Origin of the sequence: Niallia circulans NBRC 13626 (assembly GCF_001591585.1) — a bacterium.
In the GTDB taxonomy this organism is placed as follows: Bacteria; Bacillota; Bacilli; order Bacillales; family Cytobacillaceae; genus Niallia; species Niallia circulans.
Genome location: NZ_BCVE01000007.1, coordinates 51,239 through 66,276 on the forward strand (window position 1 = coordinate 51,239; position 15,038 = coordinate 66,276).

Here is a 15,038-nt window from a genome sequence, read left to right on the forward strand (position 1 = left end):
TTTTGTTTAATGATCACTTCCAAAGAACTCTTTAAATGCTTGGAACGTTGTTTCTCGGTTTAAGGCTGCAATCGACGTTGTCAGTGGAATGCCTTTTGGACAGGACTGCACACAGTTTTGAGAGTTACCGCAGTTAGCTAGTCCGCCATCTCCCATTATTTCATGCAGTCTTTCCTCTTTATTCATCTCTCCTGTTGGATGTGAATTAAAGAGACGAACTTGAGAAAGCGGTGCTGGTCCAATGAAATTAGATTTACTATTTACATTCGGGCAAGCTTCTAAGCAGACTCCACATGTCATACATTTCGATAGCTCATATGCCCACTGGCGTTTTTTCTCTGGCATTCTTGGTCCAGGTCCTAAATCATATGTGCCATCAATTGGTATCCATGCTTTAACTTTCTTTAAGCTGTCAAACATGCGGCTTCGATCGACTTGCAGATCGCGCACCACAGGGAATGTTCTCATTGGCTCTAGACGAATCGGCTGTTCTAATTGATCAATAAGCGCTGTACAGGATTGGCGTGGTTTACCATTGATGACCATAGAACAGGCTCCGCAAACTTCTTCCAAACAGTTCATATCCCAAGCAACTGGAGAGGTTTTTTTTCCGTCGCTTGTAACTGGATTTCTGCGAATCTCCATTAATGCAGAAATAATGTTCATATTAGGACGATAAGGCAAAGTAAATTCTTCTACATAAGATGGTGAATTAGGGTCATCTTGTCTTTCAATTTGTAATGTTACTGTTTTTTGCTCCCCCATTTTATTTCACTCCCTCTTTTTGCTTTGAATAATCTCTTTTTCTCGGTTTAATTAAGGAGGTATCTACTTCTTGGTAATGGAAATCTGGTGCCTCATTTGCGCCCACAAATTTAGCCATTGTTGTTTTTAAGAAATCTTCATCATTTCTTTCTGGAAATTCTGGTTTATAATGTGCTCCACGGCTTTCATTTCGGTTATATGCACCGAGGGTAATCACACGTGCTAGCTGAAGCATATTTTCTAATTGACGCGTAAATACGCCTCCTTGGTTAGACCATTTTGCTGTATCATTGATATTAATATTTTTATAACGCTCTAACAGCTCTTGAATCTTGTCATCTGTTGCCAGCAGCTTATCGTTGTAACGAACTACTGTAACGTTATCTGTCATCCATTCCCCTAATTCTTTATGAAGCACATAGGCATTTTCTGTTCCATCCATTTTCAAAATACCCTGCCATTTAGCTTCTTCTGCTTTAATAGCGGAATCATATATGGATGATGATAAATCTTCTGCGCTTTTGCTTAATCCGCTTATATATTTAACCGCATTCGGACCAACTACCATGCCGCCATAAATTGCTGAAAGCAAGCTATTGGCACCTAAGCGGTTTGCTCCATGCTGTGAATAATCACATTCACCAGCAGCAAATAAGCCTGGAATATTTGTCATTTGATCGTAATCTACCCACAATCCACCCATGGAGTAATGAACAGCAGGGAAAATTTTCATCGGAAGTTTACGAGGATCTTCACCAGTGAATTTTTCGTAAATCTCGATAATGCCGCCCAGTTTAATATCAAGCTCTTTTGGATTTTTATGGGATAAATCTAAATACACCATGTTTTCTCCATTGATGCCGAGCTTTTGATCGACACATACATGGAAAATCTCGCGTGTGGCAATATCCCTTGGTACAAGGTTTCCATAAGCTGGGTACTTTTCTTCTAAGAAATACCATGGCTTTCCATCTTTATACGTCCAGATACGACCGCCTTCTCCACGAGCTGATTCACTCATTAAACGTAATTTATCATCACCAGGTATTGCAGTTGGATGGATTTGAATAAATTCACCATTTGCATAATAAGCTCCTTGCTGATAAACAACAGATGCTGCTGAACCAGTATTTATAATGGAATTTGTGGATTTCCCAAAGATAATTCCAGGGCCGCCAGTTGCCATAATAACAGCGTCTGCAGGGAAGGACTTAATCTCCATTGTTTTTAAATCCTGTGCCTTAATTCCTCTGCATACCCCTTCATCATCTGTGATAATTCCAAGGAACTCCCAGCCTTCATATTTCACGACAAGCCCGTCGACTTCGTATCTTCTTACTTGCTCATCCAATGCGTATAGAAGCTGTTGTCCTGTAGTTGCACCTGCAAAAGCGGTTCTGTGATACTGTGTTCCTCCAAAACGGCGGAAGTCCAGTAATCCTTCCGGTGTACGATTAAACATAACTCCCATTCGGTCCATCAAGTGGATAATGCCCGGGGCTGCCTCCGCCATTGCTTTAACCGGTGGCTGGTTTGCTAAGAAGTCACCGCCATAAACCGTATCATCAAAATGCTCCCATGGAGAATCTCCTTCTCCCTTTGTATTCACCGCTCCATTGATCCCGCCTTGAGCACAAACAGAATGTGATCTTTTTACAGGCACAAGGGAAAATAATTCTAAAGGAGTCCCTGTCTCTGCTACTTTGATTGCTGCCATTAATCCTGCTAAACCACCGCCAACGATGATCACTTTCCCTTTCTTCATAACAAACGTTCACTCCTTCATCTATTGCTCTACTAATCTAGTATTTATTAAACAAACGCGAAGATTGCTCGTACACCTACAATTGATAATGCAACAAATATTCCTAGCGTTACATATGTATTAATTCGTTGAGACTTTGGCGAAACAGTAATTCCCCAGCTTACACAGAATGACCATAAACCATTTGAGAAGTGGAAAATCGTGGAGATTACACCCACTAAATAAAATGCAAGCATCCAAGGATTTGCTAAATTTTCACTCATCATGTCATAATTTACTTCTTGGCCTAATTGAGCTGCTACTCTTGTTTCCCAAACATGCCAAACGATAAAAATTAACGTAATGATCCCTGTCACTCTTTGGATATAGAACATCCAATTTCGAAAGAAACTATAATTTTTTGTATTATTTTTGGCTGTAAACGCAATATAAATTCCATAAATTGCATGATACAAAATCGGTAAAAATATTACAAAAATTTCAAGAAAATACCGAAAAGGTAAATGCTCCATAAAGCCAGCTGCCTTGTTAAAAGCTTCTGGACCTCTAGTTGCAAAGTGATTGACAACTAAATGTTGGATTAAAAATACACCTACTGGGATCACTCCTAATAACGAGTGAAGCCTTCTGAATAAAAACTCTCGATTTGCTGCCATAAAATTCCCCCCTAATTGATGACATACTCCCATTGCCCATAAAGCGATAACATAACCAAAAATTCTTACAATTTAGTGACAATTTAATTGTACTCTTAAAAAAAAATGCGGTCAAGAAAACGGATACATTAAATAAATTTTCTTTCGCTTTTTTTCTATCTATATGTCCAAAAAAAGGAAAAATTTCCTCTTTTCTCTTCTTCGCATAAATTTAACATACAAATCAAATAATAGAATCAATGCAAAGGACATGAACAAATATTGATTTTATCGTTATGAAAGCAAAACTTTTTCCTTTAAAAGGAAAAGATATTTTAAAACATAATTTAAAAAATCGCTTATTTTCAAATAGATTTTTCCCGTTTTTTAGTCACCCTAATTCAAAAATCGTTCCCTTTTCTTATGATTTTTTTCCGTTTTTACAGTATACTATTTAGACAATATATTTTATTCTATTTTATTTGGATTCCGTACTTTTGGCATAACCAATGTATGGAAATATCGCAAATGCCAAAATGATTACTTTTATGAAGAGACTATCTTGTAATTATGTAAATATAATAGAATCATAGAAAGAGGAGAGCATATTGAGTGATTTAACATCCTTAGAAGAAAAAACACAGGTGGAGTCAGATCCCCTTACTGTTCCCGCATATGGATATGAATTAATTCGAGAGATACTTATCCCCGAATTATTAGGCCGGGATACGCCTGATCTGTTATATTGGGCCGGTAAACGTATTGCCCGATTATTTCCTTTAAATGCTGTAGAAGAAGCGTACGCTTTTTTTCAAAAAGTCGGATGGGGAAATTTAGAAGTAGTTAAGCAAACAAAAAACGAAATTATCTATCAATTATCCAGCGAGCTGATTGAAAAAAGATTAAAGGAAAAAGGGAAATGCACATTTCAATTAGAAGCAGGTTATTTAGCTCAACAATATGAACATACAAAAAAGGTTATTGCTGAAGCCTTTGAAGATCCAAAAAGAAAAGAAAAAAAAGTAACCATAACGGTTCGCTGGGATAGTAAAGATCCTATAGAAGAGTAAAAAGAACTCTAAAGGAGAGAAGAATTTTAATAGTCTTCCTTCCTTTGGAGTCTTTTTTGCTTCTACTAATCATTTCTTATACATGCACAGGCAATTTGCTTAATTCAAATGCATCGTGAAGAATTTCTACAGCTTTCACCATCTTCTCTTTCTCAATTACTGTTGATACTTTAATTTCGGATGTGCTTACCATTTTAATAATAATTTTTTCTTGTGATAATACTTTAAACATATCTGCTGCAACACCAGGATTTGAAATCATTCCAGAACCGACTATCGATACTTTTGCCAATCCTTGTTCAGAAGTTACTTTATCGTATCCTAATTCCGCTTTATTTTCTTCTAGCACATTCAATGTTTCTTCTAAGTCACTATCTTTTATCGAAAAAGATAAGTTTGTCAGCTGGTCATTTGTTAAGCTTTGAATAATAATATCGACATTTATATGATGGGACGCAAGGGTGGTGAAAATAGTAGAGAGACTTGTTAAGGGATTTCTTAAGCCAAATACCGTCACACTCGTAATATTGTCCTCAAATGCCACTCCGCGTACAACTAAATTTTGTTCCATGGAAACTTCCTCCTCGATGATTGTTCCTTCTTCTTGTTCCATACTTGAGCGAACCACTAATGGTACTTGATAGTTTTTTGCATATTCTACTGCTCTTGGATGTAGGACTCCTGCCCCTAAATTAGCTAATTCCAACATTTCATCATAAGAAATCGCTAATAGTTTTCGTGCACTTTTCACAAAACGAGGGTCGGTTGTAAAAACGCCTGTTACATCTGTGTAAATATCACATTTATCTGCTTTTAAAGCTGCTGCAATCGCAACCGCCGTTGTATCAGATCCACCTCGTCCAAGTGTTGTTATATCCCCTGTGTCAGTCACTCCCTGAAATCCAGCAACTACTACTACTTTTCCTTGTTGTAGCTGTTCTTGTACTTTTTCTGTTTGTATCTTTACTATTCGCGCATTCCCATGAACATCCTCTGTTTCTATTCCTGCTTGCCAGCCAGTATAGGAAATGGCGTCTACTCCTTTTGCCTGTAAAGCCATAGATAGTAAGCTGATGGTAATTTGCTCTCCTGTGGATAGTAAGACATCCATTTCTCTTTTAGATGGCTTTGGATTTATTTCACTTGCAAGCGTTACAAGCGAATCGGTTGTTTTCCCCATAGCGGATACGACGACGACTACATCATTGCCACGATTTCTTTCTTCGATTACTCTTTCTGCTACATGAAGAATTCTTTCTGCACTGCCTACGGAAGTACCACCAAACTTTTGTACAACTAATCCCACTTCATTCCCTACCTTCTTGTAATCTTAGAGGTTTCTTTTTATTTCTCATTACTTTTCTTTATGTACTTTTTATTTCTCTTTGGCTATCTTAATGAATAAAAGACAAATAAAAAAAGCAATGAGAATATCTCATTGCCGTGCAGTTGAATATAATATATTTATGCACAAACAGTGAGATAGCTCTCCAAAACAGTTCCTTGTTTTGACAGTCTTACATTTATTCAATGCAAAACCAGCAAAGAAAGTCATGAGAACTTTCCTTACTTCGGCGATCTATCCCTTTCATAATTCTTCCCTGAAGCTCATTCTTCTCCGAATTATTACTCTTGAAGTTCGCACCTCTACCTTCACTTATTAAGTTATAAGTTGCCATCATTATAGCACAGTGGATTCATTCCGACAAATAAATTTTTTATTCCTTTAATTTAGCAAGTAATTGTTCAGCCACATTTGCGGGAATACCTGCTTCCACAAATTCTTCGATCGTAGCTTCTTTCATTTTCTTCACAGATCCAAAGGTTTTTAAAAGTAATTTTCTGCGCTTTTCTCCAATTCCAGGAATGTCATCCAATAAAGACTGAAAAGCATTCTTCCCTCTTAATTGACGATGAAACGTAATTGCAAAGCGGTGAACTTCGTCTTGGATTCTTTGTAATAAATAGAATTCCTGACTATTTCGCTCAAGCGGGATAATCTCCAATGGATTTCCGAATAGTAGTTGAGAAGTGCGGTGCTTATCATCCTTTACTAAGCCAGCAACTGGAATATCTAAGCTTAATTCGTCGAGTAGAACTTCTCTAACTGCTTCAAGATGCCCTTTTCCACCATCAATTAATAGTAAATCTGGAAGTGGCAGCCCTTCTTTTAAAACGCGCTGATATCTTCTTCGAACTACTTCCCGCATGGATTCATAATCATCTGGTCCTTTTACCGATTTGATTTTATACTTGCGGTATTCTCGTTTCGCTGGTTTTCCATCGATAAAGACAATCATCGCTGAAACCGGATTCGTCCCTTGAATATTACTGTTATCAAATGCTTCAATCCGCAGAGGTGTGTAAATCCCCATTTGTCTGCCTAGGTTTTCCACTGCTTTTATCGTACGCTCCTCATCACGTTCGATTAATGCAAACTTCTCTGTTAAAGCATTCTTCGCATTTTTATTAGCTAATAATACAAGTTCCTTTTTTTGCCCTCTCTGTGGCTTTATCACTTTTACATTTAATAATTCTTCGACAATATCTCCTTGGATCTCGTCTGGAAGATAAATTTCCTTTGGTTTAAAATGATTGGCTTTCTCATAAAACTGACCTAGATATGTTAGCATTTCCTCTTCAGGCTCTTGATAAATTGGAAACGTACTTACATCGCGTTCAATTAACTTTCCTTGACGAACAAAAAATACTTGAACACACATCCAGCCTTTATCATAGGAATAGCCAAAAATATCTCTGTCTATTAAATCCGTCATCATCATTTTTTGCTTTTCCATTGTTGCCTCGATATGAGCGATTTGGTCGCGGTATTCCTTGGCGCGCTCAAAGTCTAATTCTTCTGATGCTGCCATCATTTTTTCAGATAGTTCTTTTTTAATATCTTTATATCCACCATTTAAGAACTTGGTGATATCATCAGTCATCTTCTTGTATTCTTGTTCGGTAACCTCATTTACACAAGGAGCTAAACATTGTCCTAAATGATAATATAAACAAACTCTATCTGGCAGCACATTGCACTTACGTAAAGGGTAAATACGATCAAGAAGTTTTTTCGTTTCATTTGCTGCTTGGACGTTTGGATATGGGCCAAAGTACTTGCCCTTATCTTTCTTTACATTTCGAGTTGTAATCAGCCTTGGATGCCTTTCAGCCGTCAATTTAATAAATGGATAGCTTTTATCATCCTTCAGCATAATATTATATTTTGGATCATGCTTCTTAATTAAATTTATTTCTAATATTAATGCTTCAATATTGGAAGAGGTTATGATGTATTCAAAATCTTCAATTTCATTGACTAGTCTTAATGTCTTACCATCATGAGAGCCTGTAAAGTAGGAGCGAACTCGATTTTTTAATACCTTTGCTTTTCCTACATAAATAATGGTACCTTGTCGGTCCTTCATCAAATAACATCCAGGCTGATCAGGTAAGATCATTAATTTATTTTTAATGATGTCGTTCACAATTTTCCCTCCCAGCTCACAAACCTTATAAACGAACATATATACTATCTTCTCTAATTATAGAGAATTTCATCGATTCATCAAGGAAAAAGTATGGAATGGGAATATTTTAGGGAAAACGGTTTATGCTTACATGAAGAATTAGGATTTTATTGCGATGTAATGTTGATAACTTGATCTGCTTTTATCGGATTATTCTTATGCTTCACTTTTATACCACAAGTTTATTTTCTCCATCAAAAAACCTGCAGACACTAGGAGTGTCTACAGGTCTTTCTCTTTCAAAAAAAGAAAGAGTTCATTAAACATGTTTAGCTAATAGTTCAGAAAGAGCTTCTTTTGGTTGGAATCCAACTACTTTATCTACTACTTCACCGTCTTTAAGAACAAGTAAAGTTGGGATGCTCATTACGCCAAATTTAGATGCTGATCCTTGGTTTTCGTCTACATCTACTTTAACGATTTTTACGCTATCTCCCATTTCGCCGTCAAGTTCTTCAAGAACTGGAGCGATCATTTTACAAGGTCCGCACCATGGTGCCCAGAAATCTACTAATACTACACCTGAACCTGTTTCTTCTTGGAATGTTTGATCTGTTGCATGTGTAATGGCCATTTATAATTTGCCTCCTTATTTGATAAACTAACAATATCGAAAGTATACCATGGTTTCTTTGATGATACTAATAATATGTTTCAAATATCATTTTCCCCTACTATCAGCTAATACATTCACCTATAATTAGATCATTCCCATTCTTTTAATAAAGAAGGTATTATTTCAAAAATATCTCCCACAATCCCATAATCAGCTACTTCAAAAATTGGAGCATTTGGATCTTTATTAATAGCAATAATGGTTTTGGCAGACGTAACGCCAACAAGATGTTGAATAGCCCCTGAAATTCCGCAGGCGATGTATATATCTGGAGCCACGGTTTTTCCTGTCTGTCCAAGCTGAATGGAAGCATCACATACTCCTAATTCTACTGCACCTCTGGAAACACCGACTGTTCCTCCAAGAGTGTCAGCTAATTTCTTCACTAGTGCAAATCCCTCTTCATTTTGAATACCTCTTCCAGCGCCCACGATAATTTTTGCATCCACTAAGCCAGCTGCCTTTTCTCTTTTTTGTTCGAGTCCAATTAAAGTAGCTACTGGCTTATCGATATTTACTTTCAAAGAATGGACAGCTGGTTTTGTTTTCTCCTTCTTTGGGAGAGGCTTCCATTTTTTAGGCTTTATTGTTATAAGAAAAGAAGAACCTTCCACTTCTGTTCGTTCCGTTAATTTACCAGAATAAGCAGACCGAGTTATAGACAGTTTGTTATCATGAAGGACAAAACTCTCTATATTTGAAAGTAAGGGTAGATTCCATTTCTCACTTAAATACGGGAAGATGGATCTGCCGATATCATTGTGTCCACATAAAAGAATAGAGGGTTCAAGTTGTTCCCAAACAGATAAGAGGGCTTTTATATATGATTCATTCGAAAATCTAGCTAACAAAGGGTGTTCCACGATAATGATTTGATCGACATCCGTTTCATTCCATTCAGATGCGTTCGTTCTCATATCCTCTCCCATTAGCAAGAGAATTGTTTCTGCCTCCGTTTTTAATTCCTTTGCTGCTGAAATACACTCAAGGGTAATGGAGGCAATTTTTCCTTCTTGATGTTCTCCCACCACAACGATTTTTCCCTTCATATTAACTCCTCCATTACAATGACTTTAATAATTTGGATAAGGAAGCAACTTGATCTTTTATTTCCCCTTGCAACATCATTTTTTTACGATTTAATTGTGGATATGAATAGTGGCTGAGCGTTTTTGCGTGGTTTTCCTTTACCTGGATAAATCGAAAAGGCTTCTTTTTTGCTTTCATGATCCCAGCAAGTGATGGCAATCTTGGAACGTGTAAACTTTGTGGAATGGTAGCTAAAAAAGGAAACGGAACTTGATATGTTTCGATGTCTCCATCTGCATTTCTTTTAATTTTTGCATGTTTTTCCTCTTGTTCGATTCGAATTGCTTTCACAAAGTAGGGAATATCTAATAAAGCAGCAACCCTAGGACCTACTTGACTTGTTGCTCCATCTGTAGAAAAATCTCCTGCTAATAGAACATCGTAGTCTATATTTTGCAAATATTCTTGTATCTTTTTAGCTATATGAGCTGGATGATCTTCATCAGGATTAGATTCTATTAAAACAGCTTGATCTGCTCCCATAGCTAAAGCTGTTCTCAATTGCTTTTCTCCTTCTTTTTTACTTACCATCAGCACCGTTATATGCCCACCATATTTTTCTTTTAATTGTAGGGCTTCTTCTAAACTTATCGCATCTGGTGGATTGATGATAAACTCTTTTTCCTCTACCAGTACTTGTTCTTCTTCAAGTACGAGGGTAGCCTCAGGAGAAACGGTTCTCGATAATAAAACCACAATCTGCAATGATTCATTACTCATTTTCTTCTTCACTTTCTTTCTTCAATTGTCTTCTTAATACTTTTCCTACTGCTGTTTTCGGAAGTTCTTCTCTAAATTCATAAATACGAGGTACTTTAAAAGATGCCAATTTCCTACGCATAAACTGATTCAGTTCTTCTTCTGTAACCGTCATTCCTTCGCGCAATACAATAAATGCTTTCACTGTCTCTCCCCTATAAGGATCCTTCACTCCCACAACTGATGCTTCCATGACAGCTGGGTGCTCATACAAAACTTCTTCAATTTCACGAGGATAGATATTAAAGCCGCCTGCAATGATAATGTCCTTTTTCCGATCGACGATATAAAAATACCCTTTCTCATCCATATATGCGATATCACCAGTTAGTAACCAGCCATCTTTTAAAACCTTATTGGTTTCTTCATCATTGTTCCAATATCCTTTCATCACTTGCGGCCCCTTAATTGCAAGCTCCCCAACTTCTCCCACTGGCAATATTTCACCTGACTCTAATGAAAAAATAGCTGCATCAGTCCCTGGCCAAGGAACACCAATACTTCCTTTTACAATTTCATTGTCCCAAAGAAAATTCACGTGGGTAACAGGAGATGTTTCCGTTAATCCATAGCCCTCTACTATTTTCCCGCCTGTCTTTTCCTCAAATTTCTCAATAACCTCAACTGGTAATGGAGCAGAACCACTAATCGCTCCTTTAATCGAGGAAAGATCGTATTGGCTTATGTCTGGATGATTCATTAAACCAATGTAGATAGTAGGTGCTCCTGGAAAGACAGTTGGCTTTTGTTTATGGATTGTTTTTAACAAACCACTCGCATCAAATTTCGGAACAAGAATCATTTTATATACTTCCATTACTGATAATACAAGAACTGTCATAAGTCCATACACATGAAATAATGGCATGACGGCAAGCATTTTTTCTTTTCCCTTTTCCATCTTATATAGCCATTGTCTGCACATAGAAGTATTGGCTACTAAATTTTGATGGGTGAGAATAACTCCCTTTGGAAAACCTGTCGTTCCGCCAGTGTATTGTAGAATCGCTATATCTTCTTCAAAATTTATCGGTACTTCCTTTAGGACTGATTCTTTGGACTTTAATGTTTGGGTATATAGATGAGTAGAGTTTGATGATGTAATTGTTGGAGGTTTTCCTTGCTCTTTCGCTTGAATGAATGGATAGACAATATTTTTGGGAAATGGGAGATAATCTTTAATAGATGTAACAATAATATGTTCAAGATCTGTTTGCTTCATTACTCTTTCCACTCTGTTGTAGAGCATATCTAATGTTATAATTACTTTCGCCCCTGAATCTTTCATAATAAATTCTATTTCTCGCTCTTGATAAAGCGGATTTACTGGTACAGCAATAGCTCCCGCCTGCAAGATTGCATAGAAACTAATAACTGTTTGTGGAATATTCGGCAGCATTACTGCAACCCTGTCCCCTTTTTTTACACCTAAGTGCTGCAAATATGCTGCAAATTGCAATGTTTTCTTATAAAGTGTTTTAAACGTCATTTCTTTTCCCATAAAATGAATAGCTTTATGTTTTGGATACTCATTTGCCGCGTATTTTAATAATTGTGGGAGAGTATCTGCACGATAATAAACATTTTTGGCAATTTGATCAGGATAAAGTTTTAACCATCTTTTCTCTGTTTCCAACACAATTCCTCCATTTAATTCTATTGTTGTACTAGCTTATTATATGGAGGAACATATTCATTGGATTATGTATAAGCCTACTTTCCCCTTAATTGACACAATTCCGCATAAAAAACAGCCTTTTTAAATGTAACTAAAAAAGCCAAACAATCATGCGAATGTGATTTGTTTGGCTTTTTAGCTGGAATTTTTATGTCCTAGCTCCCTTTAAAATACTATATTTATTAAGAGATACCTGCCCCAATTACAAAAGATAAACCAACAGAAATAATCATAGAAATAAAGCCGACTGCTCGATTATCATTTTTTATTTCATCGTCAATATTAAATTTAGGGGTTAAAAATTCAAAGATGAAATAACCAATTAACAATAGGACAAAACCATATACACCCCAGATAATCATTTTCAGTAAAGAATCATTTTGCATAATCGAATGGCTGAAAACATTCGCTATTCCAAAGATTTTCCCGCCTGTCGCCATCGCAACTGCTAGATTCCCATTTTTTATTTCATCCCAATTATTATATTTTGTTACAAGTTCAAATATAGCTAAAAATACAACAAGGCTTAAAATAACAACACTATAATCGCCGGCCGTTTTTACATATTCATTTTCCCAAAATTGTGCCATAAGGTTTCTCCTCTACCTTTATTCTCCCAAAAGAAAGTTTATTTAAATTCGACAACCGTTACACCACTGCCGCCTTCTCCTGCTTCTCCAAAACGAATCCTTTTTACAGCCCGATGATTTTTCAAATACTCTTGAACACCTGAACGAAGGGCTCCTGTTCCTTTTCCATGAATAATGGAGACTCGTGGATAGCCAGCAAGCAGACTATCATCTATATACTTTTCTACTCGAGCAAGAGCATTTTCGAATCTCTCGCCACGTAAATCTAACTCCAAGCTAACGTGATAATCCTTTCCTTTTATCGTGGTTAGTGGTTTTGTTTCTACCACCTTTGGTGCTTTGATGAATTCAAGATCTTTTTCTTTGACCTTCATTTTCATAATACCAATTTGGACTTGCCATTCTTTATCGGAAACTTTTTCTAGTAATTGTCCTTTTTGATTAAAGGTTAGAACCTTTACTTCATCGCCAGGCTGATAAACATGGTTCGTCTTCGACGCAGCTGGTTGTTTTTGTCTTTCTATTTGTGGTGTTGCATCCTCTAAACGTTTTCTTGCATCAATTAGTTCATGTTCTTTTACTTCTGCTCGTTTTTCGAGCTGCATTTTTCGTAAATCGCCAATAACAGCTTCGGCCTCTTTTTTAGCATTTTCGATAATTTCTTTCGCTTCTCTTTTTGCTTTTTCTTGCAGTGTTTCTTTCTTCTCGTAATATTCCATTACTTGTTTCTGTAAATCACGATGTAGCATTTCCGCTTGTTTTAATAAATCTTTCGCTTCTTCATGCTCTCTTTCCGCTTGCTTACGACTATTCTCCAGGGAGGCAATCATATTCTCGATTTTATTGCTATCCTCGCTTACATGTGACCGAGCTGTATTAATCACATCTTCCTTTAAGCCCAACCGCTTACTAATTTCAAAGGCATTACTTCTTCCCGGTACTCCAATAAGTAATCGATATGTCGGGCTTAATGTTTCAATATCAAATTCCACACTTGCATTTACAACGCCTTCGCGATTATATCCATAAGCCTTTAACTCTGGATAATGAGTAGTCGCAATAACTCTTGCTCCGCGTTTGTTTACTTCATCGAGAATCGAAATAGCTAGAGCTGCTCCTTCTTGAGGATCTGTTCCAGCTCCTAACTCATCAAATAAAACAAGACTTTCATGATCTACTTTTTCAAGAATACTAACAATATTAACCATATGGGAAGAGAACGTACTTAAAGACTGTTCAATGGATTGTTCATCCCCTATATCTGCGTATACAGATTTAAAAACGCCCATTTCCGAACCGTCTAATACTGGAATCTGCAGGCCTGCTTGTGCCATTAAAGTACATAGACCTACTGTTTTTAAAGTTACTGTTTTACCGCCCGTATTTGGTCCGGTAATAACGATAGATGTATAGGAATCCCCAAGAATAATATCATTCGCCACCACAACCTCTGGCGGTATAAGTGGATGCTTCGCTTTAAGCAGAACAATCTTTCCTTCATTATTAATTTTTGGTTTGGATGCTTTTAACCGATGAGCATATTTTGCTTTTGTAAACATAAAATCAATTTCTGCTAATACAGTGACAATATGCAATAGCTCTTCTTCATATTGTGCTACGAGTGCCGTTAATTGCGTTAAGATACGATCAATTTCTTGTTGTTCTTTGACCCGAATAGCTTGAAGTTCATTATTTAGTGTCACTACAGACTGTGGTTCAATAAAGAGGGTTTGCCCAGAGGCACTTTGATCATGAACAATCCCCCCATAATTGCCTCGATATTCTTGCTTAACCGGGATAACATACCGATCATTTCTGATTGTAATAATACTGTCAGACAGCATTTTTTGGGCACTTGAAGAACGAATCATACTTTCTAGTTTCTCTCGTACTTTTGATTCATTTCTACGCAGCTGATTTCTTAATGTTCTAAGGGCATCACTTGCACTATCCATCACTGCACCTTGTTCATCAATAGCCATCTTGATTTCTTCTTCTACTTCGACAAGCACCATGATACTGTCTGTTAAAGTAAACAGTATCGGAATAGGCTCTTCTTCATGAAATTCTTCAATAAATCGTTTCATTTGTCTACTAGCATGAACGGTACTGGCAATCTGATTTAATTCAGCTGGACTAAGCATACCGCCAATAGAGGATCTTTTCACATGGGCGCGGATATCATAGATTCCATCAAGAGGGATGGATCCACGCATGCGATATACCTTAGCAGCTTCATCTGTTTCTTCTTGCCAGCTTACAACTTCATTATAATCAGTAGATGGAACTAATTCCTCCACTTTATTTCTTCCCAATGAAGAAGATGCATGCTCGATTAATTGATCTTTAATTTTATCAAATTCTAACGTTTTAAATACTCTTTCCTGCATGGAGTAATCTCCTTTGCTATCCCCATTTCGGGTTTAATCATATTTTTTATTGGTTCTTCTGACTTTTAGAGCGTTCTTTTCCATTAAGCTATCCCTTTTCAACAGAGAGAATGCTTTTCACGTCATGACTTGGACGGAGGCGAAAACA

At 36.8% G+C, this 15,038-nt stretch carries 12 protein-coding genes and 1 riboswitch; of the genes, 1 reads left to right on the forward strand and 11 read right to left on the reverse strand.

The window, feature by feature from the left end; genetic code table 11:
• Nucleotides 1-6 precede the first annotated feature (6 nt).
• The 3 genes from sdhB to BCI01S_RS10815 are packed head-to-tail and all read right to left on the reverse strand — an operon-like array spanning nt 7 to nt 3,186.
• Nucleotides 7-765, reverse strand: coding sequence for a succinate dehydrogenase iron-sulfur subunit (gene sdhB / locus BCI01S_RS10805; RefSeq protein ID WP_047941933.1), 759 nt, complete (start codon nt 763-765; stop codon nt 7-9).
• Between the two features lies 1 nt (nt 766).
• Nucleotides 767-2,530 (reverse strand): succinate dehydrogenase flavoprotein subunit, encoded by a 1,764-nt coding sequence (gene sdhA / locus BCI01S_RS10810; protein ID WP_047941932.1) that lies wholly within the window; start codon nt 2,528-2,530, stop codon nt 767-769.
• A gap of 47 nt (nt 2,531-2,577) precedes the next feature.
• Complete coding sequence (locus BCI01S_RS10815) at nt 2,578-3,186, reverse strand: succinate dehydrogenase cytochrome b558 subunit (RefSeq protein ID WP_047941930.1); 609 nt, start codon at nt 3,184-3,186, stop codon at nt 2,578-2,580.
• Nucleotides 3,187-3,773: 587 nt separating this feature from the next.
• On the opposite strand from BCI01S_RS10815, the gene BCI01S_RS10820 reads away from it, so the two are divergent.
• Nucleotides 3,774-4,235: a YslB family protein gene (locus BCI01S_RS10820; RefSeq protein WP_061798693.1), complete on the forward strand. Its 462-nt coding sequence runs from the start codon at nt 3,774-3,776 to the stop codon at nt 4,233-4,235.
• A gap of 76 nt (nt 4,236-4,311) precedes the next feature.
• Here the strand turns inward: BCI01S_RS10820 and BCI01S_RS10825 are convergent, their stop codons facing one another.
• The 8 genes from BCI01S_RS10825 to BCI01S_RS10860 all read right to left on the reverse strand — a co-directional run bounded on the left by BCI01S_RS10825 (nt 4,312) and on the right by BCI01S_RS10860 (nt 14,890).
• Nucleotides 4,312-5,541 (reverse strand): aspartate kinase, encoded by a 1,230-nt coding sequence (locus BCI01S_RS10825; RefSeq protein WP_047941928.1) that lies wholly within the window; start codon nt 5,539-5,541, stop codon nt 4,312-4,314.
• A 169-nt stretch (nt 5,542-5,710) separates the two neighbouring features.
• Nucleotides 5,711-5,893: riboswitch (Lysine riboswitch) on the reverse strand.
• Nucleotides 5,894-5,953: 60 nt separating this feature from the next.
• On the reverse strand, nt 5,954-7,726 hold the full coding sequence (gene uvrC, locus BCI01S_RS10830; RefSeq protein WP_047941927.1) for an excinuclease ABC subunit UvrC: 1,773 nt from the start codon (nt 7,724-7,726) through the stop codon (nt 5,954-5,956).
• Nucleotides 7,727-8,027: 301 nt separating this feature from the next.
• Nucleotides 8,028-8,342, reverse strand: a complete 315-nt coding sequence (gene trxA, locus BCI01S_RS10835) for a thioredoxin (protein WP_047941926.1) — start codon at nt 8,340-8,342, stop codon at nt 8,028-8,030.
• Nucleotides 8,343-8,473: 131 nt separating this feature from the next.
• Nucleotides 8,474-9,433, reverse strand: coding sequence for an electron transfer flavoprotein subunit alpha/FixB family protein (locus tag BCI01S_RS10840; RefSeq protein WP_047941924.1), 960 nt, complete (start codon nt 9,431-9,433; stop codon nt 8,474-8,476).
• Between the two features lie 13 nt (nt 9,434-9,446).
• Nucleotides 9,447-10,205, reverse strand: a complete 759-nt coding sequence (locus BCI01S_RS10845) for an electron transfer flavoprotein subunit beta/FixA family protein (RefSeq protein WP_141232338.1) — start codon at nt 10,203-10,205, stop codon at nt 9,447-9,449.
• On the reverse strand, nt 10,186-11,868 hold the full coding sequence (locus tag BCI01S_RS10850) for a long-chain-fatty-acid--CoA ligase (protein WP_047941923.1): 1,683 nt from the start codon (nt 11,866-11,868) through the stop codon (nt 10,186-10,188). Before BCI01S_RS10850 ends, BCI01S_RS10845 begins: the two co-directional genes overlap by 20 nt.
• A 224-nt stretch (nt 11,869-12,092) precedes the next feature.
• On the reverse strand, nt 12,093-12,500 hold the full coding sequence (locus BCI01S_RS10855) for a DUF350 domain-containing protein (RefSeq protein ID WP_047941922.1): 408 nt from the start codon (nt 12,498-12,500) through the stop codon (nt 12,093-12,095).
• A gap of 38 nt (nt 12,501-12,538) precedes the next feature.
• A complete protein-coding gene (locus BCI01S_RS10860) occupies nt 12,539-14,890 on the reverse strand; it encodes an endonuclease MutS2 (protein WP_047941921.1) in 2,352 nt (783 codons plus the stop codon).
• Between the last annotated feature and the right edge of the window lie 148 nt (nt 14,891-15,038).

What these genes read in the sequence shown, in the direction of transcription:
- BCI01S_RS10860 (WP_047941921.1), bottom strand. Translation starts at nt 14,890, where the DNA reads ATGCAGGAAAGAGTATTTAAAACGTTAGAATTTGATAAAATTAAAGAT.
- BCI01S_RS10840 (WP_047941924.1), bottom strand. Translation starts at nt 9,433, where the DNA reads ATGAAGGGAAAAATCGTTGTGGTGGGAGAACATCAAGAAGGAAAAATT.
- BCI01S_RS10855 (WP_047941922.1), bottom strand. Translation starts at nt 12,500, where the DNA reads ATGGCACAATTTTGGGAAAATGAATATGTAAAAACGGCCGGCGATTAT.
- trxA (WP_047941926.1), bottom strand. Translation starts at nt 8,342, where the DNA reads ATGGCCATTACACATGCAACAGATCAAACATTCCAAGAAGAAACAGGT.
- BCI01S_RS10815 (WP_047941930.1), bottom strand. Translation starts at nt 3,186, where the DNA reads ATGGCAGCAAATCGAGAGTTTTTATTCAGAAGGCTTCACTCGTTATTA.
- sdhA (WP_047941932.1), bottom strand. Translation starts at nt 2,530, where the DNA reads ATGAAGAAAGGGAAAGTGATCATCGTTGGCGGTGGTTTAGCAGGATTA.
- sdhB (WP_047941933.1), bottom strand. Translation starts at nt 765, where the DNA reads ATGGGGGAGCAAAAAACAGTAACATTACAAATTGAAAGACAAGATGAC.